Here is a 24,130-nt window from a genome sequence, read left to right on the forward strand (position 1 = left end):
AAAAAAACCCTTCATGTTGAAGGGTTTTAAATTTTATATTGAATTACTTTTTTTGCCAATTATTTGTAAAGTCACAATTTTTATAATCAGCATTAATACTGATATATGTTTCATTGATTTTCTCTTCTGTCCATTTAGCAATTGCTTTAATTTTTTTATCCGTTAAAGCTAAGTCTTTAATTTTTAAATAATCATTAGCAAAATCTGCCGGATGTTCTTCTGTTTTGTTATTAACAGTAATGATTTTGTAAAACTTACCAACTCCTCTTTCTTCATCTAAAATGGGCATTGAAACTTGACCTACTTTAAAGTTAGAAATTTGACTGTATAATGTTGGATCCATTTTAGTTAAATCGAAACGCGATTCCATAGTTCTAGGGTTTAAAAGAACTCCACCATTATTTCTTGTCTCTTTTTGGTCAGATGAAGATTTTGCTGCATCAGCAAAACTAATTTCTCCGTTTACAATCTTAGCTCTTATTTGTTCTATTTTTTCTTTAGCATCTGCTAATGCATCACTTGAAACCTTAGGACTCATTAAAATGTGTCTTAATTCAACCTCTTGACCTTTAATTTTTTCAACCATAATAATATGATATCCAAATTCCGTTTCGAAAGGCTCTGAAATTTCTCCTTCTCCTAAACTAAACGCTACTTCTTTAAACTCTTTTACAAAACCAGTTTTACGGTTTATCTTATAAAAACCTCCACTTGATGAAGAACCTTCATCCTCGGTATACAATACGGCTTTACTATAAAAACTTGATCCGTTTTCTATAACATCTTTACGGATAGCATTTAATTTATCTATAGTAGCTTGCTTTTCTTCTTGAGTTACAACAGGCTTTACAACAATTTGAGCAACTTCTACTTCAGCTCCAAAAACTGGAATCTCATCTTTTGGAATTTCTTTAAAAAAATTTCTAACTTCTTCGGGAGTAATAGTAACCTCATCTACAATTTTATTTTGCATTTGAGTAGTCAATTTGTTTTGCTTTATAATATCGAAAAAATAGTTTTTAAACTCTTCTTCGTTTTTCTTTCTATAAAATTTTACAACTTTATCTAAAGAACCTACTTGCTCAACCATTGCGTCTAATTGTTGATTCATGTAGCTGTATACTTCTTCATCAGTTACTACGATACTATCCTGAATGGCATGATGCGCATATAACTTATCTTCTAGTTGTTTACCAAACAATTCACAACGTGTAATATTTTTGATATCTACACCTTGCGCTTTAAGTTGAATGAATTCTAAATCAATATCTGAATCTAACACCACATAATCACCAATAACAGCAACTACACCGTCAACTTTCTGTTTTTTGTTTTGGGCAAATAGTATTGACGAACTTAATAATAAAGTAAGAGCAATTATGCTTTTATTTATAAATTTCATATTTGTTATTTTTAATCGCATCATTTGTTATTTCCTTTTCTATTGTTTTAACTAATTCTAATTTTCTATTATTTATAATAACCTGTTTAATTGTTGGTCTTAGGAACTGTAATGGTGTTGCTTCATTTTTAGACAACACATTATTAACTTTTACTAACCAAACCGATGTTGAATCTGGATATTGAAAATTCAACCCGGGAACCATATATTGGTCTTTATTATTTACATTTATAAAAGGTAATTTTTCATAAACCTGATTTATATCTACCCACATTGAATCATTAAAAGCATAACTCTTAAACTGAATTGCTTGCTCTTGAAGATCTTTCCTTTCATTTTTTGTAAAGGAACTAAACTTTGATTTAATTTTATCTAACTTTTGATTTTCTTTAACTAAATTAATATATCTCAACTTAATTAATTCGGAAGAATTCTTAAAATATTGTTTATTTAAATCATAATATGAATTAATTTGAGCCTCTGTAACTACTGTATCTATTTGTTGCTTTACTAATTCTTCTAAATATGCTTTTGTATACAAATCAATTTTATACTGATTAATCAAGTCAGTAAAACTCTCCATTTGATTATTTGAAAGGTTATACTCAGCTGCATTATACAATATTTTTTGAGTAGCCCATCTATCGATGTAAGATTTTACAATTGCAATACTATCGCTTTTTGACGTTCCTTTTGGAACCAAATCTTTAATATCATTTTTGTACAAATAGACTTCACCAACTCTAGCTATAGCCTCAGGTTCTTGTGGCTTTTTAAAATAAGTACAAGAAGAAACTAAAAAGAGTAAAAGAAAATATTGAAGAAATTTATGCATTATTTTAAAATTTGGCTTTTAACTTTTGCAAATACGTCTTGGTTTATTTCTACTTTAAATTCTTTCTTTAACTCATCAACCCAATTATTTTCAAGAAATTGCTGATAATCACTTATTACTTTTCCCCTACACTCATCTAAAGTTTTTTCTTGTGAGGGTTTGACTTCTTTTATCTTCAAAACAAAATAATAATTACCTTTCTTTACGATTTCAGAAACCCCTTTTTGTGGCGTTTTAAATTCAGATAGAACATCTTGATTTTCTTCAAACAAACCAGATTTAACCATTACATCAACAACTCCTTTTTTATTAATTTTTGATTTAATATAATCTGTAGATTTATTCTTTTTTAAATACGATTTTGTCTTCTCAATCACTTTTTGACTAGTTGAAGAATAAACATCTATGTCATATCTATTTGACCACATATAGTTTTTAGCATTATTCTTAAAATACGAATTTAAACCAACAGTATCTGTTTTAGCACGATCCCAAATTTCTTTCTCCATTAAGTCAAACAACAACAATCCATCTCTATATTCTTCAACAATATTTTTAAAATCTACAAACTCATTCTCCAAGTTTTCATCATAATATTTAATCAACTGCTCATCCATCCATTTTTCAAAAAGATAATCAACCAAAGCATTAACAGGTTTGATTTTAATATTTGATTTTTGCTGACTAAAAATATAATTAATAAATGAAGGAGAATATAACTTCTTATCCTTATTTAAAACTACAATCTCACCACTTAATTCTTTTTTATTCTCGGGCATTTCCCATGTTTGAGAATAAAACTCATCATTTACAACCTTTTTTATTTTTTGAATTAATTTTTCATTTTTAGTGAACAAATACTTTTTTCTTAACTTAGTTGCTAATGAATTTGTAATGATTAAAGATCTTTCATCCTTTCTTACTTTACTTTCAAGTTCAGTTCTCATTTCTTGAATAGATTGTACAGGATATTTATCAATTAACTTAACAATATGCCAACCAAACTGAGACTCAAAAGGTTTAGAAATCTCATTTTTATCATTCAGGCTAAAAGCAACTTCCTCAAATTTTTCAGAAGCCAATTGTCCTGATCCAAAACGCTGCAATACCCCTCCTTTTCCAGAGGTTGACTTATCTTCCGAAAACTGATTTGCTAAACTTTCGAAATTTTCACCTTGCTGAATTTTTTTATAAATATCTTCAATAGTTTGTTTTGCTTTTTCATGTAAAGCAGCATCAGGCACTGATGGCTTTAAAATCATGATGTGAGCTACAGTTACTTCCCCTCTATTTTTTCGAGAATCAGTTACTTTTACTATATGATAACCGAATTTTGTTCTAAAAGGAGCTGAAAATTGACCTACAGTAGTGTTAAATGCAGCATTTTCAAACTGATAAACCATTCTAAATGCAGAGAAATAGCCTAAATTACCTTTATTATCTTTAACTGATGGATCCTCTGAATATTGCTGCGCAATTTCCTCAAATTTTTTCCCTTCCTTTAATAATTGATAAACATTTTTAATTTTATTATAAGCTTTTAATGTGTCTTCAGGTGATGCATTTTCATCAACTAATATTAAAATATGTGATGCTTTTACTTCTTTATTAATTCTTTCATATGCTTGTTCAACCAGCTCATTAGTAACTTTAGAATCATTCATATAATTTTTAGCCAATTGACCTCTATAAGACATTAATTCGTTTTGATACTTTGTATTAAAATGCAACCCTAATCTGTATGCTTTTTGAACTTTTAATTTATACCCAACAAAAAGTTCTAGATATTTATCTAAGTCTTTTTGAGAATCATCTTTAACTAAATCTAAATTTTTATTATAAACTCTAATAAATTCATCAGAATAATATTTAGCATTATCTATTGTAAATAAGGCTTGTTTTTCTTGTGAAAACCCATTTTGAACAAAAGCAATAAGTAATATAAGTTTAAATAAATATTTCATAATATAAATTTTAATTTGCAATCAACAAAAATAGCAATTCCTATGTATATAGCAAGTTTCTATTTACTATTAACAAAATTTTATTTTCTCACAAAAACACATTAGCAGCATTCTGTTTTAGATATTTAAATTAATACATTAATTTTGCACTCTCTTAAATAAAACAAAATGGGATTTAAAGAAGAAATTGCTAAAAGAAGAACCTTTGGAATTATATCACATCCAGATGCAGGAAAAACAACTTTAACAGAAAAGTTATTGTTGTTTGGTGGAGCTATTCAGGAGGCTGGTGCAGTAAAAAGCAATAAAATCAAAAAAGGCGCTACTTCTGATTTCATGGAAATTGAAAGACAAAGAGGAATCTCAGTAGCAACTTCGGTATTAGCTTTTATCTATAAAGACAAAAAAATAAACATTCTTGATACTCCTGGACATAAAGATTTTGCAGAAGATACATTTAGAACCCTTACAGCTGTTGACAGTGTAATTGTAGTAATTGACGTTGCGAAAGGTGTCGAAGAACAAACTGAAAAACTTGTTGAAGTTTGTAGAATGAGAAAAATACCTATTATTGTTTTTATTAATAAATTAGACCGAGAAGGAAAAGATGCATTTGACTTATTAGATGAAGTAGAGCAAAAACTTGGCCTTACAGTTACTCCATTAAGTTTTCCTATTGGGATGGGATACGACTTTAAAGGTATTTATAATATTTGGGAGAAAAACATCAACCTGTTTTCAGGCGACAGCAGAAAGGATATTGAAGAAACAATTGCTTTTTCTGACATAAACAATCCAGAACTTGATAATATTGTAGGCGAAAAGCCCGCTAAAAGATTAAGAGAAGAATTAGAATTAATTGATGAAGTTTACCCACCATTTGATAGAGATGAATATTTAGCTGGACAACTTCAGCCTGTTTTTTTTGGATCTGCATTGAATAATTTTGGAGTTAGAGAATTGTTAGATTGTTTTATAGAAATTGCCCCTACACCAAGACCAAAAGAATCAGACACAAGACTTGTTAAACCTGATGAAGAAAAATTTACTGGGTTTGTATTTAAAATCCATGCCAACATGGATCCTAAACACAGAGATAGGTTAGCATTTATTAAAATTGTTTCAGGTACTTTTGAAAGAAACAAACCCTATTTGCATGTAAGAAATGGGAAAAATATGAAGTTCTCTAGCCCAAATGCATTTTTTGCTGAGAAGAAAGAAATTGTTGACATATCTTACCCAGGAGATATTGTTGGACTTCATGATACAGGTAATTTTAAAATTGGAGATACTTTAACTGAAGGAGAAAAAATGAACTACAAAGGAATACCTAGTTTTTCTCCTGAACACTTTAGATATATAAATAACTCAGATCCGTTAAAATCTAAACAGCTTGAAAAAGGAATTGACCAACTTATGGATGAAGGAGTAGCCCAATTGTTTACATTAGAAATGAATGGACGAAAAATTATTGGCACCGTTGGAGCGCTTCAATATGAAGTAATTCAATACAGATTAGAACATGAATATGGAGCAAAATGTAGTTATGAAAATTTCCCTGCATACAAAGCTTGTTGGGTAAAACCAGAAGATCCAAAAAATGAAGAATTTAGAGAGTTTAAGAGAATAAAGCAAAAATTTCTTGGTATTGACAAATACGGTCAATTAGTGTTTTTAGCTGACAGCGAGTTTTCTATACAAATGACTAAACAAAAATATCCAAGTGTAAAATTATTTTTTACTTCAGATTTTCATAATTCATAATTTTTTAATATACTTGTGTTATGAAAAATTAAATGCCCCATTAACCTAAAAAAAAAATACTAATGAAATTTACTAATTTTAAATTCTTAGCTACTGTTATGATGGCTTTTATCAGCTTTCTTAGTGTAGCTCAGCCTATTGATCCACCAGCAGATGATGACCCACCACCAGTTCCAATTAATACCAAATTAATTTGGTTAACAATTATAGGTATAGCATTTATGTTTTATTATTTTAAGAATAGAAAACAATTTGCAACAAAATAAAAAAAAGCACACTTTAAAGTGTGCTTTTTTTATTAATAATAATTCAAACTATTCGTTCATTCTTCTTTCCCTTGCTAGTAAAGTGTTCTTTAACAACATTGCAATTGTCATTGGACCTACTCCACCAGGTACTGGAGTAATATATGATGCCTTCTTAGAAACATTTTCAAAATCAACATCACCAGTAATTTTATACCCTTTTTCGGTTGTTTCATCTGGAACTCTAGTAATTCCAACATCAATAATAACTGCATCATCCTTAATCATTTCCGCTTTTAAGTAATTAGGAACACCTAATGCTGTAATGATAATATCTGCCTGACTTGTAATTTGATTAATGTTCTTTGTGTGACTATGCGTTAATGTTACTGTTGAATTTCCAGGAAAACCTTTTCTTCCCATTAAAATACTCATTGGTCTACCTACAATATGACTTCTACCTATTACAACTGTTTGTTTTCCTTTAGTTTCAACATTATAGCGCTCTAAAAGTTCTAAAATTCCAAATGGAGTTGCTGGAATAAATGTACTCATGTCTAAGGCCATTTTTCCAAAATTTTCAGGATGAAAACCATCAACATCTTTACTTGGATCTACAGCCATTAAAACTTTTTGAGTATCAATTTGTTTAGGTAAAGGCAATTGAACAATGAATCCATCTATGTCATCATTTTCATTTAATTCCTTAATTTTTTTAAGCAATTCTGTTTCAGAAGTTGTACTAGGCATTTTAATTAAAGTAGACTCAAAACCTACTCTTTCACAAGCTTTTACTTTGCTACCTACATAAGTTAAACTTGCACCATCGTTTCCGACTATTATTGCTGCCAAATGAGGAACCTTTTCCCCTTTAGCTTTCATAATATTAACCTCAGCTGTAATTTCGTTTTTAATATCTTCCGAAACTTTTTTCCCGTCTAATAAAATCATTGTTGTATAGTTGTGTGTTGTTTATAAAAAAATAAGACGCAAAAAATTGCGTCTTATACATTATCTCATTCCTTTCATGCCTTGCATCATTCGCATCATGTTCTTTCCACCTCCGCCTTGCATCATTTTCATCATTTTGCCCATTTGGTCAAACTGCTTCATTAATTGATTTATTTGTTCAATACTTGTACCAGAACCTTTTGCAATTCTAGCTTTACGTTTAACATCAATTACAGAAGGTTTAGTTCTTTCTAAAGGAGTCATAGAGTGAATTATAGCTTCTATATGCTTGAAAGCATCATCTTCTATTTCAACATCTTTTAGTGCTTTTCCAGCCCCAGGTATCATTCCAACAAGGTCTTTCATGTTACCCATTTTTTTAATCTGTTGAATTTGAGTTAAGAAATCATCAAAACCAAATTCATTTTTTGCAATTTTCTTCTGTAATTTTCTTGCTTCCTCTTCATCATACTGTTCTTGAGCTCTTTCAACCAAAGAAACAACATCTCCCATTCCAAGGATACGTTCTGCCATACGATTAGGATAAAACACATCTATTGCATCCATTTTCTCACCTGTACCAACAAACTTAATAGGCTTGTCAACTACCGATTTAATCGAAATTGCAGCTCCACCACGAGTATCACCATCTAACTTCGTTAAAACAACTCCGTCAAAATTTAGCTTGTCATTAAATGCTTTTGCAGTATTCACGGCATCTTGCCCCGTCATTGCATCAACAACAAATAATGTTTCTTGTGGTTGAATAGCTTTATGCACTTCAGCTATTTCATTCATCATTTGCTCATCTATAGCTAAACGACCAGCTGTATCGACAATTACTACATTAAACCCATTTGCTTTTGCATGTTTAATTGCATTTTGAGCAATTTCAACTGGATTTTTATTTTCTGGCTCTGAATAAACCTCAACACCAATTTGATCTCCTACAACATGCAACTGATTAATTGCCGCTGGACGATAAATATCACATGCAACTAATAAAGGTTTTTTGTTTTTCTTGGTTTTAAGAAAGTTGGCTAACTTACCTGAGAAAGTAGTTTTACCTGAACCTTGTAAACCAGACATTAAAATTACAGATGGATTTCCAGAAAGATTTACACCTTCTACATCTCCACCCATTAATTCTGTTAATTCATCTTTAACAATTTTTACCAATAATTGACCTGGCTGTAATGTTGTTAATACATTTTGACCAATTGCTTTCTCTTTTACTCTTGTTGTAAAATCTTTAGCAATTTTAAAGTTAACATCGGCATCTAATAATGCACGACGAACTTCTTTCAAAGTGTCTGCAACATTGACATCGGTAATTTTACCATGCCCTTTTAAAATATGAAAAGCTTTATCTAATTTATCAGTTAAATTATCAAACATAATTCTTAGTCTTTTTTATAAGGTGCAAAGATAGTATAAAGTTACAAAGTTACAAAGATCTAAAATATCAAAGAAGCATAAAAAAATCCCGAACAAGTCGGGATTTTAATTTAGTCTTTTACTTTAAATACTTTTCGAAGAATATCTCCCATTAAGCACCAGTTTGTATATGATGATTGCAATAAATTTGCACCTACAAATAAAGTAAACCAATAAAAATTTGGATTTACATACATTCCTAATAGAACACTTATAATTATAAATATTCCTGCGATTCTTGTAATTAGTTTATTAACCATTTTTTTTAATTTTTAATTTGACTTTTCTATGTTTAAAACAACCACATGAATATGTGAAAGCGTTTCTTGTTTTGTATTAAAATTGTTTATGGATTCAAATAATCTATCTACTTTTTCTTTTTTTACAAAAGCATAAAACAAAATAGATTGCGATTGATTCATTTCAGATGAAAACCAATTGGATTCTAGGGAATCTTCTGTACTATCTCGAAAACCAATAACGTCTTTATATGAAAACGTAGTTACTTCTGCTTTTTTTAATTGTTGTTTGATTTCTTTTTCAAACTCTTTGATCGCTGTTAATATTAGTAGTTTCATGATTCTTAAATTTTAGTTTTGATTTTCTTCTACTACTTCTTTATTCTCCCATTTTTTTCTTTCTGTAATGTAGTATATTAATGGTACAACTAATAGCGTTAATATAGTAGAAACAATTGCTCCTGCAACTAATGAAATTGCTAATCCTTGGAAAATAGGGTCAAATAAAATAATTGACGCTCCAATAACTACTGCTCCTGTTGTTAATAAAATAGGTGTAGTTCTTACCGCTCCGGCTTCAATAATAGCTTGTTTTATAGGTATACCTTCATTTAATCGAATTTCTATAAAATCGATCAATAAGACGGAGTTTCGAACCATAACTCCAGCCAATGCAATCATTCCAATAAAAGAAGTAGCTGTAAAGAAGGCGCCTAGAACCCAGTGACCTAATACAATTCCAACTAACGATAGTGGAATTGCAACCATCATTACCATTGGTGTTTTAAAATTTTGGAACCAACCAACAATTAACATGTAAATTACAATAATAACAACTAAGAAAGCAGCTCCTAAATCGCGGAATACTTCTAATGTAATTTGCCATTCACCATCCCATTTAACACTAAAATTACTTTCATCTGAAGGTTGATCTGTGTACAATTCATTAACCGTATATCCTTTTGGCAATTTCATTTTTTGTAACTTCTCATTCATCCCTAAAATAGCATATACTGGACTTTCTAATCCGCCAGCCATGTCAGCCAATACATAAACTACACGTTTTTGATCTTTACGATAAATAGTATTTTGTAGTGTGTCTATTTTAACTTTTACCAAATCACTTACCGAAACAACATTACCTTGACCTCCTTTAATTTTAAGGTTTTGAAGTTCTTGAAGAGAAGATTTGTCTGAATCATCTAATGCTAGAACAATTCCAACCGGGTCAACAGAATTTTCATCATATAAATTAGAAACTGGCATTTCGCGAAGTAAATAAGTTAGATTACCTACAACTTGTTGTGGTGCAATTCCATTTAACATGGCTTTTTCTTTATCCACTTCCAGTCTATATTCTACTTGTTGTGCTTCAACCATCCAATCTGTATCAACCACATCATCTGTAGTTTCTAAAATTGTTTTTACTTGATTTGCAACTTTAATTTGGTCTTCATAATTAGGACCGTAAATTTCAGCAACTAATGTTGATAATACTGGCGGTCCTGGTGGAACCTCAACTATTTTAATATTAGCGCCATATTTTTTTCCAATTTTTTGTACTTCTGGACGAACTATTTTTGCAATATCGTGACTCTGTAAGTCTCTGTCCGCTTTATGCAATAAATTCACTTGAATATCAGCCATATTACTTCCGCCACGTAAATCATAATGACGTACTAATCCGTTGAACGTAATAGGTGCTGAAGCTCCAACATAATTTTGATAATCTACCACTTCAGGAACCGTAGAAAGATATTGCGCAACTTCTTTTGTTACCGCAGCAGTTCTTTCTAAAGTTGTTCCTTCTGGCATATCAATAACCACTTGAAATTCGTTTTTATTATCAAATGGCAACATTTTTACCGTAACTGATTTAGTAAAAAACATAGCTACTGAGCCTAATAATAAAACTATCGTAACTAAAAACATAAGGTTACGTTTTTTAGAATTATCTAAAAGTGGTTGCTCTATTTTTTTATAGATTTTATAAATTCTACTCGTTTCTAAACCTTCTTCTTCTTTGTGTTCTTGGTCATCTTTTTCTTGTAACAAATGGTAACCCAAATAAGGAGTAACTGTTAAGGCTACAAATAACGATAATATCATGGCAATAGATGCACCAATTGGCATAGGACTCATATATGGCCCCATCATACCAGACACAAATGCCATTGGTAAAATAGCAGCTATTACAGTAAATGTTGCTAATATCGTTGGGTTTCCTACTTCATTAATCGCATAAATAGCAGCTTGTTTAAAAGGAAGTCGCTTCATTTTAAAGTGCCTGTGCATATTTTCGGCGATAATAATACTATCATCAACTACAATACCTACAACGAATACTAGGGCAAAAAGAGTAATTCTATTTAATGTATAACCTAATAAATAATAACTAAACAATGTTAATGCGAAGGTTAAAGGAACAGAAAAGAATACAACTAATCCACCTCTCCAGCCCATAGCTAACATTACAAGAATAGTAACCGCTATAATTGCAACACCTAAATGCAATAACAATTCACCCACTTTATGCGAAGCCGTTTCTCCATAATTACGAGAGACTTCTACATGAACATCTGTAGGAATTATGTTTTTCTTTAAACCATCAACTTTTGCTACTATTTTTTCAGCAATTTTCATTGCATCGGCACCTTTAACTTTCGCTACCGAAATAGTTACAGCTGGATATTCTGATTTATAATTAGAGAATTTTTCATTTGCTTTTCCATATCCAAAAGAAACGTAATTTTTAGGAGATTGAGGTCCGTCTTGAATAGCAGCAACTTGCTTTAAATAAACAGGCATGTTTTTATTTACTCCAATTACTAGATTTTCAACATCTTCAGTAGAAGCTAAAAATTTTCCTGTAGTAACTAAATATTCCGTATCATTTTGAACAAAACTTCCCGATTGTGAACTTCCATTATTAGCTTGAATCATTTGCATAATGCTTAACGCATCTACACCATTTTCAGCCATTTTATCTTTATCTAAAACAACCTTTAATTCACGAGTTCTACCACCAATTTCTTTTGTAATGGCAACATCTTTTACTTTTTCAATTTCATTTGTAACTTCTTCCGCTATTTGGCGTAATTGAAAATCATTATATTTTTCACTCCAAAGCGTTAAACCTAGCATAGGAACATCGTCTATAGAACGTGTTTTTACCATAGGCTGCATAACTCCTTGCGGAAACATATCTTGATGTTTCATCAATTCGTCATACAACTTAACATAAGATTCTTCACTATTTTCACCTACATAAAACTGTACAATTATCATAGCCTGACCGTTCATTGCCATACTATGCAAATGCTCTACTCCTTTTATGTTAGCAATAACTTTTTCAAGTGGTTTTATTACTCTACTTTCTACTTCACTTGGGCTTGCTCCAGGATAACCAACCATAACGTCGGCCATAGGAACATTAATTTGTGGCTCTTCTTCTCTAGGAATTAAGAGCGAACTATATGAACCAATTATCATTAAAGCCACCATTAACAAAATGGTTAACTTTGAGTTCATGAAAAAATTGGCTATTTTACCTGATATACCTTCTTGCATTTTCTTTTTTTTTAAGTTTCAATTACTGAATACTAACTTTAGCACCGTTGAATAACTTTCCATCAGCTGAAACAATATATTGCTCATTAGCTGATAAACCAGACAATACTTCTACTTGGTCTCCAAAAGTTTTTCCAATTCTTAACCATCTTAAAATAGCAACATTTCCGCTACCTATTGTGTAAACTCCTGTTAACTGTCCTTCTTTTACCAAAGCAGTCACAGGAATTAAAACTTTATCAGAAACTTTTACATTTTCTTTCTTTTCTACAGGGAACTGAACATTAACAAACATTCCTGATAAAATTTTAGCTTCTGATTTGTTTAAATCAATTTTAACCAAATATTGCCCGCCTGTATTTTTAGCTGACAAACTAATTTCAGAAACCTTTCCTTCAACTTCTTGGTTGATAGATTTTACTAAAACATTTACTTTCATTCCTTGTGTAATTAAAGCAATATCACTTTCTGATACCATTGCAGTAACTTGTAATTTTTTTGCTCCTTCAATACTTACTAAAGGCATTCCTGGGTTTGCCATATCTCCTTCTTTTACAAATGTATTAGTTACAACACCACTAAAAGGAGCAGATATATTTGAATATGCAAATTGTGCGTTAATTTCGTTACGCATTTGTTTTGCAGCCTCTAAACCTGCTTTTGCCATTTCATAACGAGCTGTCATATCATCTAACTCTTTTTGAGAAGCACTTTGTTGTGCAAATAAATTTACAAAACGATCATAATCTTTTTTAGCATTATTATAACCTGCTTGAGCTTGTGTTATAGATGCATTAACTTGTGCTTTTTTAGCCTGTAAGTCGGTATTATTTACACTTACTAAAAGTTGTCCTTGAGAAACTTTTTGTCCTACTTTAACATTTACTTTAGTTACATAACCCATCATTCTAGTACTTAAATTAGCACTATTTTCTGCTTCAATTTTTCCACTTGCAGAAACATATGGACTTGTATTATTATCTGAAATTCCAGCAACTTTTACAGGAATAGCAGGTAAACTTGCTACTTGTTCTTTTTTATCACCTCCACAAGAAATAAATACTGTTGAAGCTACTATTAATATTGCAATTGCTTTTTTTCTCATGTTTAGTGTTTTTATAGTTAGATTTTCGTGAATTTTAGGTTTCATGGTTTTATTTCGTTAAAAATTGTAAATATTGTTTGGTAAAATTATATTCAAAAACAGCTTGTAAATACTCTAACTCTTTTTGAGCCATTTGTGTTTCAGACATTAACAAATCGGTTGTTTTTTCTAAACCTTGTGTAAATCTATTTTGAAGAATTCTAAAAGCTTCTTGCGATTGTTCATAAGCCAATTTTGAAAGATTTACTTTGTTTTCTGCATCTAAAAGCTGGCGATTACTTTTGTTTAATTCTAACTGACTTTGTTTTTTATATTGTTCTGTTTCTAATTCGGCTTTTTGAAAGTCGGCTTTCGCTTTTTGAGTTTTTCCAATGTTTTTAAATCCGTCAAAAACATCCCAAGATAATTGAGCACCAACCAAATAACCTTTGGCATTTGTACTTAAAAATTTACTGTCATATAATTGATAATTTCCAAAAGCGTTTAATCTTGGTAAAAAACCATATTTTGAAGATTGGTACATTTTACGATATGCTTCAGAAGACATTTCCATTGCTTGAATATCTTTTCTAGAATCTGACAATGATGTGTTTATGTTTTCAATTGCAATTGTGCTTTCTAATTCTTCAGAAGGTTTATATGTTTTTCCATTTGTATCTTCGTTTAAAAGAAACGCTAAATAATCTGATGCATTTTGTACGTTACTTTTAGCATACTGCAATTGGTTTGCTATTTCATTTACTCTAACTTGAACATTTAGCAAATCTGTTTTTTGAAGCATTCCGTTTTTAAAATAGTTTTCTACCATTTTAAGATTACCTTTTGCTGTAGCGTTTGCTTTTTCTAATACGATTACTGCTTTATAAGCCAATTGCAATTGCATATATGATTTAGAAACTTCCAATTCTAAATATTCTTTTGTTCTTTCTGTTTGCAACTGAAAAGCATTCATTTTTGCTTTTGCTGCTTGTCTTCCTAACAACCCATCAATATTAATTAAAGGTTGTTTTACTTCTATAACAGTTGCAAAGTTTTGAATTTGATCGGGATCATTTAATAATGCTGGATTAAAATCAGAAGCCGTTAAGATTTCCTGATTTAATTTTGAACCAAATGCCATTAAAGGATTTGTTGTTGAAATTCCTGTGTAAGAAGCATTAATATTAGGTAAGAAAAGTGCATTGGACTGACGATAATCTCCACGTGCTGATTCAAAAGATTTTTCAGCTACTTTAATTTGAAGATTGTTTTCTAATACCTTCTCAAGTACTTCACTTTTAGAAATTGACAATGTATCTTGACTATTAGCCATATAAGAAGTCATTGCAATTGTACTGATTATTAAAACTTTAATTTTTTTCATTGGTTTATCATTTTACAGTAACAAAAGTACGATAGCCAAAATCTACATTCAGTAACAAGTGTTACACTGAAAAGTAACTTATGATACAAAAAGAAAAGAGCATTTTTACAAATGCTCTTTTACTAACCAATAAAAACTAAAAACAATCATCATCTTCAAAATGATTATTACTTTCTTGTTCCACCATGCCCACCAGCAACAATTTTCATAATTCTAATGTTTAAATAGAAAAATTTAAAAAATTGTAAAAACGGATTTTGCATTTTAGAACGCTGTGCGTTTGATATTCTTTGTGCCATTTTATTTATTTTTTTAGGATTTAGATATAAGGAATTATAACTTTTTAATAAATTCCTATTGATTATTCAGGAATTAACCACCAAAAAGGTTTCATTTTTGCTTTATATATGAAAGCATAATGTAAAGCTAATTTAACCCAATGTCCTGCTAAACCAATATCTCCAAATGTTTTATTTATATCTCTTCCTCCTGTTTCACCATATTTTTTATAATCGGGAACAATTGGATAGGTAGTAATACTTACCCCACTTCCTTTTGTCATACCATAACCAGCTGAAGCAATACAAGCTGCTCCCATATTCCCTAAAGAACCTTTATGATGTAATGATTCTTTACCAGCTTTAATACTATCAATAATATTATCTGCTACTAATCTTGCTGTAATTCCAGAAGGCATACCTGTTCTTGGTGGTGAAGGAAAAATATCTGTACCATTTTTACTCTTTCTTGGTTTAGATATAGAATGAGGCGGAGCAAAAGCAATTCCAGGAGCAAAAATATTTTTATATGATGGATTTTGATAGGTTTCTGGCCAATCTTGAACTGTCCATTCTTCGTAAGGTCTTGGAGTATAATCGGCATCTACTATCATAAATCCTTTAAATAATTTATCAGTAATATCTGCATCATTTTTATCATACGCTTTAAATCCGTGACCTGAAAAAGCAGGAATTAACATCGCAAAATCATAGGTTTCAGATTTATATTCTCCTTCTAAATTTTCATAATGAGCAATTCCATCTTCTATTTTATTGACACCAGCACCTAAAATCCACTTGATACCTCTATCTTCAAAAATCATTTCAATCATGTCTTTGGATTTCATATTGAAACCGTTGTAATCCATTAACATACCATCCATTCCGAAATCACCTAAGTCATTTTCATTCGAAATCCATGTTATTTCTACTTTATCTCTAACACCGTGTCTAACTAATTCTTTTTCTACATTTAAAATATATTCAAAGGCTGCACCTTGGCAAGTTGCTTTAGCATGTCCGGTTCCAATTAAAATCTTAGCTTTTTTATCTGATTTTTTTAATTCATCAATAAGTTCTTTTAAACCGTGCCAAGCGTGTTCAGCATGATCATAAGTACAAACCGAAAAAGCTTTATTTGTTCCTGGATTTAAACCTTCTGTTAAATCGAAAGCTAGTTTTGGCCCTGTTGCATTGATTAAATAATCATAGGTAACATTTTCTTGAGTTCCTTTATTTTCTCCAAACACATATTCAACAGAAACGAATGGTTTATCTTCATTTTTATTTCCTTCGGGATGAAAAGAAACCACTTTGGCTTGTTTGTAACCAATTCCTTTTCTTTTGTATAATGGTTCTAATGGAAAAATTAATTGCTCGGCTTTCATTCTACCAATTCCAACCCAAATATTGGAAGGAACCCATTGGTAATTTCGATTAGGAGAAACAACAAGCACTTCATGCTCTTTCCCTAATTTTCTTCTTAAATGTGCAGCTGCTGTATGACCAGATATTCCTGCACCTAATATTACTATTTTTGACATCTTGATTAGTTTAGTGATTCAAAATTAGACTATTAAAATATTTACGACAGCAACATTTGTTACATAAAAAAAGTGCCTTAAAAAGACACTTTTGAAAATTAATAACTTGTATCATCTAGCTTAACTTTTCCATAAAACGTTTTGTATAGAAAAATAAAATAACCAGCTAATAATGGGGTTCCTATAAGTACTATAGTTAGCATTATGCCTAATGATTTTTGAGATGAAGCCGCATTATAAATTGTTACGCTATGATCCGGATGTATGGTTGAAGGTAATAGCACAGGATACAGCTGAAAAGCAACTAACATTAATAAAAAGGCCATTGTTAAAGAAGAAAAAATTAGGGCATGAAAATATTTCTTTTTAGACACTAATCGTGGAATATTAGCAACTGCTAAAAAAGATAAAATAGGTAAAATAAAGAATAGTGGATTATTTTTAAAATTATCAGTCACACCAGGAATATAGATTAATGTATAAAGAGATGTGATAGAAAAACTAACGATAAAAAAAATCATTCCTTTTTTTAATAAGAATGTTAGTCTAGCATGCAAACGTCCTTCCGTTTTTAGTAATAAGAAAATAGCTCCTTGCGTCATGAATATTGACAAAGTAGTAAATCCGGTCATTAAAGCATAAGGACTCAAAAACGAAAAGAAAATGCCACCTTGATAACTAAAGTTTTCGCCAATTTCAAATCCCTGTAATACATTTCCTAAAACTACACCCAGCAAAAAGGCTATTAAAGTATTAGATACAAAATAAATTATATCCCAAGTTTTTCTCCACCAAAGCATTTCTTCGGCACTTCTAAATTTTATGGCAGATGAACGAAGAACTAACAACATTAAAAACAACATAAATGGAATATACATAGCCGACAACATGGTTGCATACATTACTGGAAAACCAGCAAATAAAGCGCCACCACCAATAATTAACCATACCTGATTAGCATCCCAAATAGGGCCAATTGCATTGATAGCAATTCTTCTACTTATGTCTTTTTTTAAAAATAAATGCCAAGCTCCGGCACCATAATCAAATCCTTCTAAAATGGCATATCCTGAAAATAATAATCCTACTACTAAATACCAAAGTGTTGGATAATCGATACCTAAAAATGTTTCCATGTTTCTTAATTTAAATAATTTCTAATGCATTTTTGGCTTCATCATAAGGTCCATGTTTTATTTTTTTATTTAAAGAATATAAAAACAAAATCAATAATAGCGTGTAAATTACTGTAAACATGACTAAAGAGAACACTATTTGATTAGCTGAAACTTCTTGCGAAAAACCTTCGCTTGTTCGTAAATGGCCATACACAATCCAAGGTTGTCTTCCCATTTCCGCAGCAAACCAACCCACTTGATTAGCGATTTGTGGTAAAATTACTGAAAAAGAGAAAATCCACATGATCCATTTGGTTTCAAATAATTTGCCTCTCCACCATAAGAAGCTAGCATAAAATGTAAGACCTATTAAAAACATTCCAATGGCAATCATGATATGATAAAATTGAAAAACGGCATTAACTTGACCTGGACGATCTTCTTCAGGAAAAGCATTTAAACCTGTTATTGGAGCATCAAAATCTTGGTGTACTAAAAAAGACAATCCTCCAGGCAAACCTAAACCCGTTACTTCTTGATTTTCATTATCTACCCAACCTAAAAGATATAAATCTGCTGGAGCCGATTTTTCGTAATGTCCTTCCATAGCAGCTAATTTTGCAGGTTGATTTTTAGCAACTCCATCTGCAGAACTGTGACCAGAAAGCAATTGAGAAAAAGATACTACTGTAGCAACTACTAATGCAATTTTAAAGGCTCTTTTAGACAACTCAACATATCTGCCTTTTCTAATATAATAAGCATGAACACTTAAAACCAAGAAAGCTCCTGCTAAAAAAGCTCCTTGCCAAGTATGTATAATTCTATCCACACTTGATGGATTAAAAACCATTGCCCAAAAATCAGTTACTTCTGCACGAGCATTAAAACCTTCACCAACTATGTGATAACCTGCAGGTGTTTGTTGCCAACTATTCGCTACAACAATCCAAACTGCAGAAAACATTGAACCAAAAAACACTCCTATGGTAGAAATAAAATGGACTCTAGGAGAAACTCTATTCCACCCAAAAATTAAAATCCCTAAAAAAGTACTTTCTAATCCGAAAGCAAATAAACCTTCTGCGGCTAGAGCACTTCCGAAAATATCACCTACATATCGAGAATATACAGCCCAATTGGTTCCAAATTCAAATTCCATGATTATTCCTGTTGCAACACCTATTCCGAAAGTTATGGCAAAAATCTTCAACCAAAAACGAGTTAAGACTTCATATTCTTTATTTCCAGTTTTTAAGTACAAACCTTCCATAATGACCATAATTAATCCTATTCCAATACTTAAAGGTGGATAAATATAGTGAAAGGCAATGGTGAAGGCAAACTGTATCCGAGCTAATATTTCAACGTCCATGATGTAATGATATTATTAATTTAAACAAATTTACTAAACTTCAAACACTATAAAGTAACAAGCGTTACATAGCTAAAACTTTAACTAATGTTCAAATAAATTTAATTTGTTTTTTTATAACTCCAAACCGCAAAGCCATTAATTGCAAAAGCATAAATAGTAATTATTGCAATTTGATTTTTTATATCACTAAAACCTGCGCCTTTAAGCATAACCATTCTTATGACCTCTACAAAATAACGTATTGGATTCAATAAAGTGACTTTTTGAGCCCAATTTGGCATACTTTCAATTGGAGTGAAAAGTCCGCTCATTAAAATGAATATTACAGTAAAAAACCAAGCAATAAACATAGCTTGTTGTTGGGTTTCGGTATGATTGGAAATAAATAGTCCAATTCCGAGAATTAAAATTAAATAAATAGAAGTGAATCCATAAATCAAGAAAATATTCCCTAAAATGGGTACGTTGAAAACTAGCTTTGCAATAGTCAATCCGACAGTTAAGACCATTAAACCAATTACCCAAAACGGAAATAATTTTCCAATTATAAATTGGTGCTTTTTAATGGGTGTTACATTAATTTGTTCTAAAGTTCCGACTTCTTTTTCACGAACAATATTCATGGACGATAAGAATAAGGAAAGCATTGTTACTAATAAAACTAAAATTCCTGGAACCATAAAAGTTTTATAATTTAAGGTTTTGTTGTACCAAAATGACGGAATTGTCATAATACTTTCAGGCTGAACAAAGCTTCCTTGATTGTAGGTTTGCAACTGTGTTTGTATAGATTGATTATAACCCGAAATAATTTGCGTAATATAAACATTTGAAACCCCAGCAGCTGCTCCATCTATAGCGTTGATACTTACCGAAAGATTTGTGTTTTGTTGCTTGATTAAATTACGTTCAAAATGAATTGGTATTTCGAGAATTATATCTACATTTCCTTTTTGCATTTGTAGATTGGCTTCTTTTTTTGAAGGAAATTGAGATATTATATTAAAATAATTGGATGCTTGAAATTTGCTTATCAATTCGCGTGAAGCAGAAGAATGATCATTATCTATATAAGAAAACTTAATGTTTTTGACTTCAAAACTAGCCGCATTAGATAGTATCACCAATTGCATTAAGGGCAATATAAAAATAATAGGCAACATACTTTTATTTCTAAAAATTTGCTTGAACTCTTTTTGTATAATGAATAATATTGTTTTCATATTGTGGCGCGAATGACGCGGATTTTAACAGATTGTCACAGATTTGTAAATTTGTAACTGTTGATTACTAATAGTCTAGCCCTGATTAAAACGGCATCCTTTTGCTTTTTTCTTTAAAAAGGAAAAGATATAGTGGAAAGCAGGAAATAGCTTCTAATAAAAAATCATTCTAATCTTATTTTATATTTTCTGATGCTGATTACTATATAAACTATTGTCATTGCAATAATAATTAAAGTTTCTTTCCAAATTAGAGCAATTCCTGATCCTTTTAACATGATGGCTTTGATGATGATGATGAACCATTTGGCTGGAATGATATTACTGATAACTTGTAGTGGTAATGGCATGCTTGAAATGGGAAAAATAAATCCTGAAAGTAAAATTACGGGTAACATTAATCCGAATAACGAAATCATCATGGCGGTTTGTTGTGAATTAGACAAAGTGGAAATTAAAATTCCTAATGCTAATGCGCAAACTATAAACAAAACACTTTCAATGGCTAATAAAAATAGACTTCCTTCAATAGGCATTTTGAATACAAAAAAACCTAAAAGCAGAATAACTGTTGCATTGATTACTGATAAAAAAATATAAGGAAACACTTTTCCAATAATAACTTGGAATGGTTTTATAGGCGAAACCAGTAAGATTTCCATAGTACCTAGTTCTTTTTCACGCGTGATAGAAATTGAGGTCATCATTGCAGAAACCAACATTAAAATTACCGTCATTACTCCGGGAACGAAAGTGAAAACACTTTTCATTTCTGGATTATAAAACAATTGGGTTTGCGTTTGAATTTGATATATTGGCTTATTATTTTTGTTTTTTTCTTGAATGAAATTTTGTAAAATCGACGTAATATAATTAGATATAGTATTAGCCATATTAGGATCGGTTGCATCTGTAATTACCTGAACTTTTCCATTTTTTTGAGATTGCAATTGCTTGATAAAATCTTTCTCAAAAACTAAAACGGCTTTGACATTTCCTTTTTTGAAAACGGATTCTATTTGTGCTTCGGTTGTGATTTCTTGTTCGATATCAAAATAAGAGGAATTACTTAATTTTTGAATTATTTTTTGAGTTTCGGTATCTTTTGATTTATCAAGAATAGCAATTTTTACGTTGTTAATTTCGTTTGTGATGGCGAAACCAAACAGCATAATTTGGGCAATTGGCATTCCGAAAAGTATGAACATAGAACGTTTATCACGAAAAATGTGATAAAATTCTTTTTTTACAAAACCGATGAATCTTTTCATTTTAATAGTAATTAGTAACTAGTGAATAGTAATTAGCTTATTCTATGTTACGTGCTAATTTTAAAAAAACTTCATTCATAGAATCTACTTTGAACTGTTCTTTTAATTTTTTTGGTGTGTCTAGTGCTTCAATAACTCCGTCAACCATTATGGAAACTCGGTCGCAATATTCAGCTTCGTCCATATAATGTGTGGTTACGAAAATGGTTGTTCCTTTGTAAGCTTGTGTGTAAATCATTTCCCAAAATTGTCTTCTGGTTATTGGGTCAACACCACCAGTTGGTTCATCTAAAAACACAATTTTTGGTTCGTGTAATAAAGCAACTGAAAATGATAATTTTTGTTTCCAACCTAATGGTAATGAACCAACCAAATTATGAGCAACGTCTTGCATTTCTAATTCTTGAACTAATTGGATTGTTTTTTCTTTAATCAGCTTTCGCGATAAACCATAAATTCCTCCAAAAAAAGTAATGTTTTCTTTAATGGTTAAATCGTCATACAAAGAAAACTTCTGACTCATATAACCAATGCTTTTCTTAACCATTTCTGCTTGAGTCAATACATCAAAACCTGCTACATTTGCTTTACCCAAAGTTGGATTTGAAATTCCGATGAGCATTTTCATTGCAGTTGTTTTTCCTGCTCCGTTTGCTCCTAAAAAACCAAAAATCTCTCCTTTGTAGACATCAAAAGTGATTCCTTTCACTGCTGTAAAATCGCCAAATTGTTTGGTTAAGTTTTCTACTTGTATGATTTTTTCTTTATCCATAATTACAAATCCATAAATACATCTTCAATGGTTGTGATTGCTTTTTTTATTATAATTTCTAAATGATTCTTATGCTCTAAATATTCCTTTAAATCATTTGGATTGAAATCTGCATTTGTATCGATATAATGAATGAATTCACCAAAAGCATAAACACTATAATGACTTGGATAGTTTTTTAAATCGTGAATTAAACCGTGTGTATTTTTAGATTGAATATCATAAATTACTTTTTCATAATTGACTGTTATGGTTTGTGGCGAATCGATTTTTAAAATTTTAGCTTTTTGAACTAAAGCAATTCTATCACATAAGGCAGCTTCATCCATATAAGGTGTGGAAACTAAAATGGTGATTCCTTTTTGTTGTAATCGTTTTAACATTTGCCAAAATTCTTTACGAGAAACTGGGTCAACTCCTGTTGTAGGCTCGTCTAAAAACAAGACTTTTGGAGCATGAATTAAAGCACAACACAACGCTAATTTTTGTTTCATTCCACCAGATAATGCTCCTGCTCTACGTTTTTTAAACGGTTCAATTTGAACGTAAATATCTTCGATTAAATCGTAGTTTTCTTCAATAGTTGTTCCAAAAATAGTCGCAAAAAATGTTAGGTTTTCTTCAACCGTTAAATCTTGGTACAACGAAAACTTGCCCGGCATATATCCAACCGAATTTCTTATGGATTTATAATCCTCAACAACATCAAAATTTGCTACCGTTGCTTTTCCTTCATCAGCAATTAAAAGTGTAGTTAAAATTCTAAAAATAGTCGTTTTACCTGCACCATCTGGACCAATTAATCCAAATAATTCTCCAGAATTTACTTCAAAAGAAATTGAATCAATAGCTTTGATTTTGTTGTAAGATTTGGAAATATTTTGGACTGAAATACTCATTATTTAATTATGAATTGTGAGTTATGAATTATTTAATTAAAAGGAAATTACTCATTTCAATTGCATCAACTCTATGTTTTACGTTTGGTTCGATTTTTACATAATCACCTGATTTTAAACTGATTTTTTGTGCATTTTCATCGCTAAAAATTGCTTCTCCAGAAACACAAACTAGTAAAGCTGGAATTTTTGTAATATGCTCTTTTAATTGTTCTCCTTTTGCAATTTGTATGGAAATAACATTTTGAGATGGTTCAAATAAAACATTCGTTTGAACTGCTTTTCCTTCTGTATGTAAGTCTTGTAAATTCATTATTCGAAGTATTGATTAAATGTTGTAAATGAGTTTTGAATTTCAGTAAATTGTTCGTCAGATTTATCTTTTGAAAAATCATCAACTAAATCAAGATATGGCAATAACCATTTATGTAATTCGTCATGTGCTTGACCTTTCATGGTGCAATTTGACGTTAATAAATCTAGATTTTTCTTTAAATTATCTGCTAATAATTGATAATTTTCAGGTGTTCCTTTGTCAAAAGAAGCTACATCTTTTTCCATGTTGCGAATATGGTTCATCATTTCAACATCCACTTTCCATTTTTTGTCGCCATCTAATTGAATAGCTTCATCAGCTGAATGATTGTGAACTTCAGTTTCAATTGTTTGATTTACTTCAGTAATTTCATTTTTTGCTTTGTCGTTGCACGAAAAAAGAAAAAATGTAGAAATTGCAATAGTTGTAATTTTTAATTTGTTCATAATTTATAGT

Annotated in this window: 22 protein-coding genes; 2 read left to right on the forward strand and 20 right to left on the reverse strand. The window is 30.6% G+C overall.

What is annotated here, in order from left to right; all coding sequences use genetic code 11:
* Nucleotides 1-43 precede the first annotated feature (43 nt).
* Genes ACQ65T_RS00390 through ACQ65T_RS00400 form a run of 3 tightly spaced genes read right to left on the reverse strand, consistent with a single transcriptional unit; the run spans nucleotide 44 to nucleotide 4,201 of the window.
* On the reverse strand, nucleotides 44-1,402 hold the full coding sequence (locus tag ACQ65T_RS00390; RefSeq protein WP_430399143.1) for a peptidylprolyl isomerase: 1,359 nt from the start codon (nucleotides 1,400-1,402) through the stop codon (nucleotides 44-46).
* Nucleotides 1,386-2,237 carry a hypothetical protein gene (locus ACQ65T_RS00395; RefSeq protein ID WP_430399144.1) on the reverse strand — a complete coding sequence of 284 codons (852 nt, stop codon included), beginning with the start codon at nucleotides 2,235-2,237 and terminating at the stop codon, nucleotides 1,386-1,388. The genes ACQ65T_RS00390 and ACQ65T_RS00395 overlap by 17 nt, the downstream gene beginning before the upstream one ends.
* Nucleotides 2,237-4,201, reverse strand: coding sequence for a peptidylprolyl isomerase (locus ACQ65T_RS00400; RefSeq protein WP_430399145.1), 1,965 nt, complete (start codon nucleotides 4,199-4,201; stop codon nucleotides 2,237-2,239). Before ACQ65T_RS00400 ends, ACQ65T_RS00395 begins: the two co-directional genes overlap by 1 nt.
* 168 nt (nucleotides 4,202-4,369) lie before the next feature.
* On the opposite strand from ACQ65T_RS00400, the gene ACQ65T_RS00405 reads away from it, so the two are divergent.
* Together ACQ65T_RS00405 and ACQ65T_RS00410 are read left to right on the forward strand one after the other, a co-directional pair.
* Nucleotides 4,370-5,965, forward strand: coding sequence for a peptide chain release factor 3 (locus ACQ65T_RS00405; protein WP_430399146.1), 1,596 nt, complete (start codon nucleotides 4,370-4,372; stop codon nucleotides 5,963-5,965).
* Between the two features lie 62 nt (nucleotides 5,966-6,027).
* Nucleotides 6,028-6,231, forward strand: coding sequence for a hypothetical protein (locus ACQ65T_RS00410; protein WP_430399147.1), 204 nt, complete (start codon nucleotides 6,028-6,030; stop codon nucleotides 6,229-6,231).
* Between the two features lie 48 nt (nucleotides 6,232-6,279).
* On the opposite strand, the gene ACQ65T_RS00415 is transcribed toward ACQ65T_RS00410, so the two are convergent.
* The 17 genes from ACQ65T_RS00415 to ACQ65T_RS00495 form a co-directional block, all read right to left on the reverse strand.
* Nucleotides 6,280-7,161 (reverse strand): bifunctional 5,10-methylenetetrahydrofolate dehydrogenase/5,10-methenyltetrahydrofolate cyclohydrolase, encoded by an 882-nt coding sequence (locus tag ACQ65T_RS00415; RefSeq protein ID WP_430399148.1) that lies wholly within the window; start codon nucleotides 7,159-7,161, stop codon nucleotides 6,280-6,282.
* A gap of 60 nt (nucleotides 7,162-7,221) precedes the next feature.
* Complete coding sequence (gene ffh / locus ACQ65T_RS00420) at nucleotides 7,222-8,559, reverse strand: signal recognition particle protein (RefSeq protein WP_430399149.1); 1,338 nt, start codon at nucleotides 8,557-8,559, stop codon at nucleotides 7,222-7,224.
* Nucleotides 8,560-8,669: 110 nt separating this feature from the next.
* A complete protein-coding gene (locus ACQ65T_RS00425; protein ID WP_430399150.1) occupies nucleotides 8,670-8,858 on the reverse strand; it encodes a YgaP family membrane protein in 189 nt (62 codons plus the stop codon).
* Nucleotides 8,859-8,870: 12 nt separating this feature from the next.
* A complete protein-coding gene (locus tag ACQ65T_RS00430; RefSeq protein WP_430399151.1) occupies nucleotides 8,871-9,176 on the reverse strand; it encodes a hypothetical protein in 306 nt (101 codons plus the stop codon).
* 12 nt (nucleotides 9,177-9,188) lie between these two features.
* Nucleotides 9,189-12,407 (reverse strand): efflux RND transporter permease subunit, encoded by a 3,219-nt coding sequence (locus tag ACQ65T_RS00435; RefSeq protein ID WP_430399152.1) that lies wholly within the window; start codon nucleotides 12,405-12,407, stop codon nucleotides 9,189-9,191.
* 22 nt (nucleotides 12,408-12,429) lie between these two features.
* Nucleotides 12,430-13,512, reverse strand: a complete 1,083-nt coding sequence (locus ACQ65T_RS00440; RefSeq protein WP_430399153.1) for an efflux RND transporter periplasmic adaptor subunit — start codon at nucleotides 13,510-13,512, stop codon at nucleotides 12,430-12,432.
* A 49-nt stretch (nucleotides 13,513-13,561) separates the two neighbouring features.
* The gene (locus tag ACQ65T_RS00445) at nucleotides 13,562-14,875 is read right to left on the reverse strand and encodes a TolC family protein (protein WP_430399154.1); all 1,314 of its coding nucleotides are present in this window, start codon (nucleotides 14,873-14,875) and stop codon (nucleotides 13,562-13,564) included.
* 167 nt (nucleotides 14,876-15,042) lie between these two features.
* On the reverse strand, nucleotides 15,043-15,174 hold the full coding sequence (locus ACQ65T_RS00450; RefSeq protein ID WP_264559400.1) for a hypothetical protein: 132 nt from the start codon (nucleotides 15,172-15,174) through the stop codon (nucleotides 15,043-15,045).
* A 62-nt stretch (nucleotides 15,175-15,236) separates the two neighbouring features.
* The gene (locus ACQ65T_RS00455; protein WP_430399155.1) at nucleotides 15,237-16,697 is read right to left on the reverse strand and encodes an NAD(P)/FAD-dependent oxidoreductase; all 1,461 of its coding nucleotides are present in this window, start codon (nucleotides 16,695-16,697) and stop codon (nucleotides 15,237-15,239) included.
* 98 nt (nucleotides 16,698-16,795) lie between these two features.
* Nucleotides 16,796-17,833: a cytochrome d ubiquinol oxidase subunit II gene (gene cydB / locus ACQ65T_RS00460; RefSeq protein WP_430399156.1), complete on the reverse strand. Its 1,038-nt coding sequence runs from the start codon at nucleotides 17,831-17,833 to the stop codon at nucleotides 16,796-16,798.
* 10 nt (nucleotides 17,834-17,843) lie between these two features.
* On the reverse strand, nucleotides 17,844-19,190 hold the full coding sequence (locus ACQ65T_RS00465) for a cytochrome ubiquinol oxidase subunit I (protein WP_430399157.1): 1,347 nt from the start codon (nucleotides 19,188-19,190) through the stop codon (nucleotides 17,844-17,846).
* 101 nt (nucleotides 19,191-19,291) lie between these two features.
* Nucleotides 19,292-20,416 carry an ABC transporter permease gene (locus ACQ65T_RS00470; RefSeq protein WP_430399158.1) on the reverse strand — a complete coding sequence of 375 codons (1,125 nt, stop codon included), beginning with the start codon at nucleotides 20,414-20,416 and terminating at the stop codon, nucleotides 19,292-19,294.
* A gap of 164 nt (nucleotides 20,417-20,580) precedes the next feature.
* Complete coding sequence (locus ACQ65T_RS00475) at nucleotides 20,581-21,687, reverse strand: ABC transporter permease (protein ID WP_430399159.1); 1,107 nt, start codon at nucleotides 21,685-21,687, stop codon at nucleotides 20,581-20,583.
* Nucleotides 21,688-21,724: 37 nt separating this feature from the next.
* Nucleotides 21,725-22,459, reverse strand: a complete 735-nt coding sequence (locus ACQ65T_RS00480) for an ABC transporter ATP-binding protein (RefSeq protein WP_430399160.1) — start codon at nucleotides 22,457-22,459, stop codon at nucleotides 21,725-21,727.
* 2 nt (nucleotides 22,460-22,461) lie between these two features.
* A complete protein-coding gene (locus tag ACQ65T_RS00485; RefSeq protein ID WP_430399161.1) occupies nucleotides 22,462-23,358 on the reverse strand; it encodes an ABC transporter ATP-binding protein in 897 nt (298 codons plus the stop codon).
* Nucleotides 23,359-23,386: 28 nt separating this feature from the next.
* Nucleotides 23,387-23,671, reverse strand: a complete 285-nt coding sequence (locus tag ACQ65T_RS00490) for a hypothetical protein (RefSeq protein ID WP_338377870.1) — start codon at nucleotides 23,669-23,671, stop codon at nucleotides 23,387-23,389.
* The gene (locus ACQ65T_RS00495; RefSeq protein WP_338377871.1) at nucleotides 23,671-24,120 is read right to left on the reverse strand and encodes a hypothetical protein; all 450 of its coding nucleotides are present in this window, start codon (nucleotides 24,118-24,120) and stop codon (nucleotides 23,671-23,673) included. Before ACQ65T_RS00495 ends, ACQ65T_RS00490 begins: the two co-directional genes overlap by 1 nt.
* Between the last annotated feature and the right edge of the window lie 10 nt (nucleotides 24,121-24,130).

Source organism: Flavobacterium sp., assembly GCF_965284515.1.
Taxonomy (GTDB): Bacteria; Bacteroidota; Bacteroidia; order Flavobacteriales; family Flavobacteriaceae; genus Flavobacterium.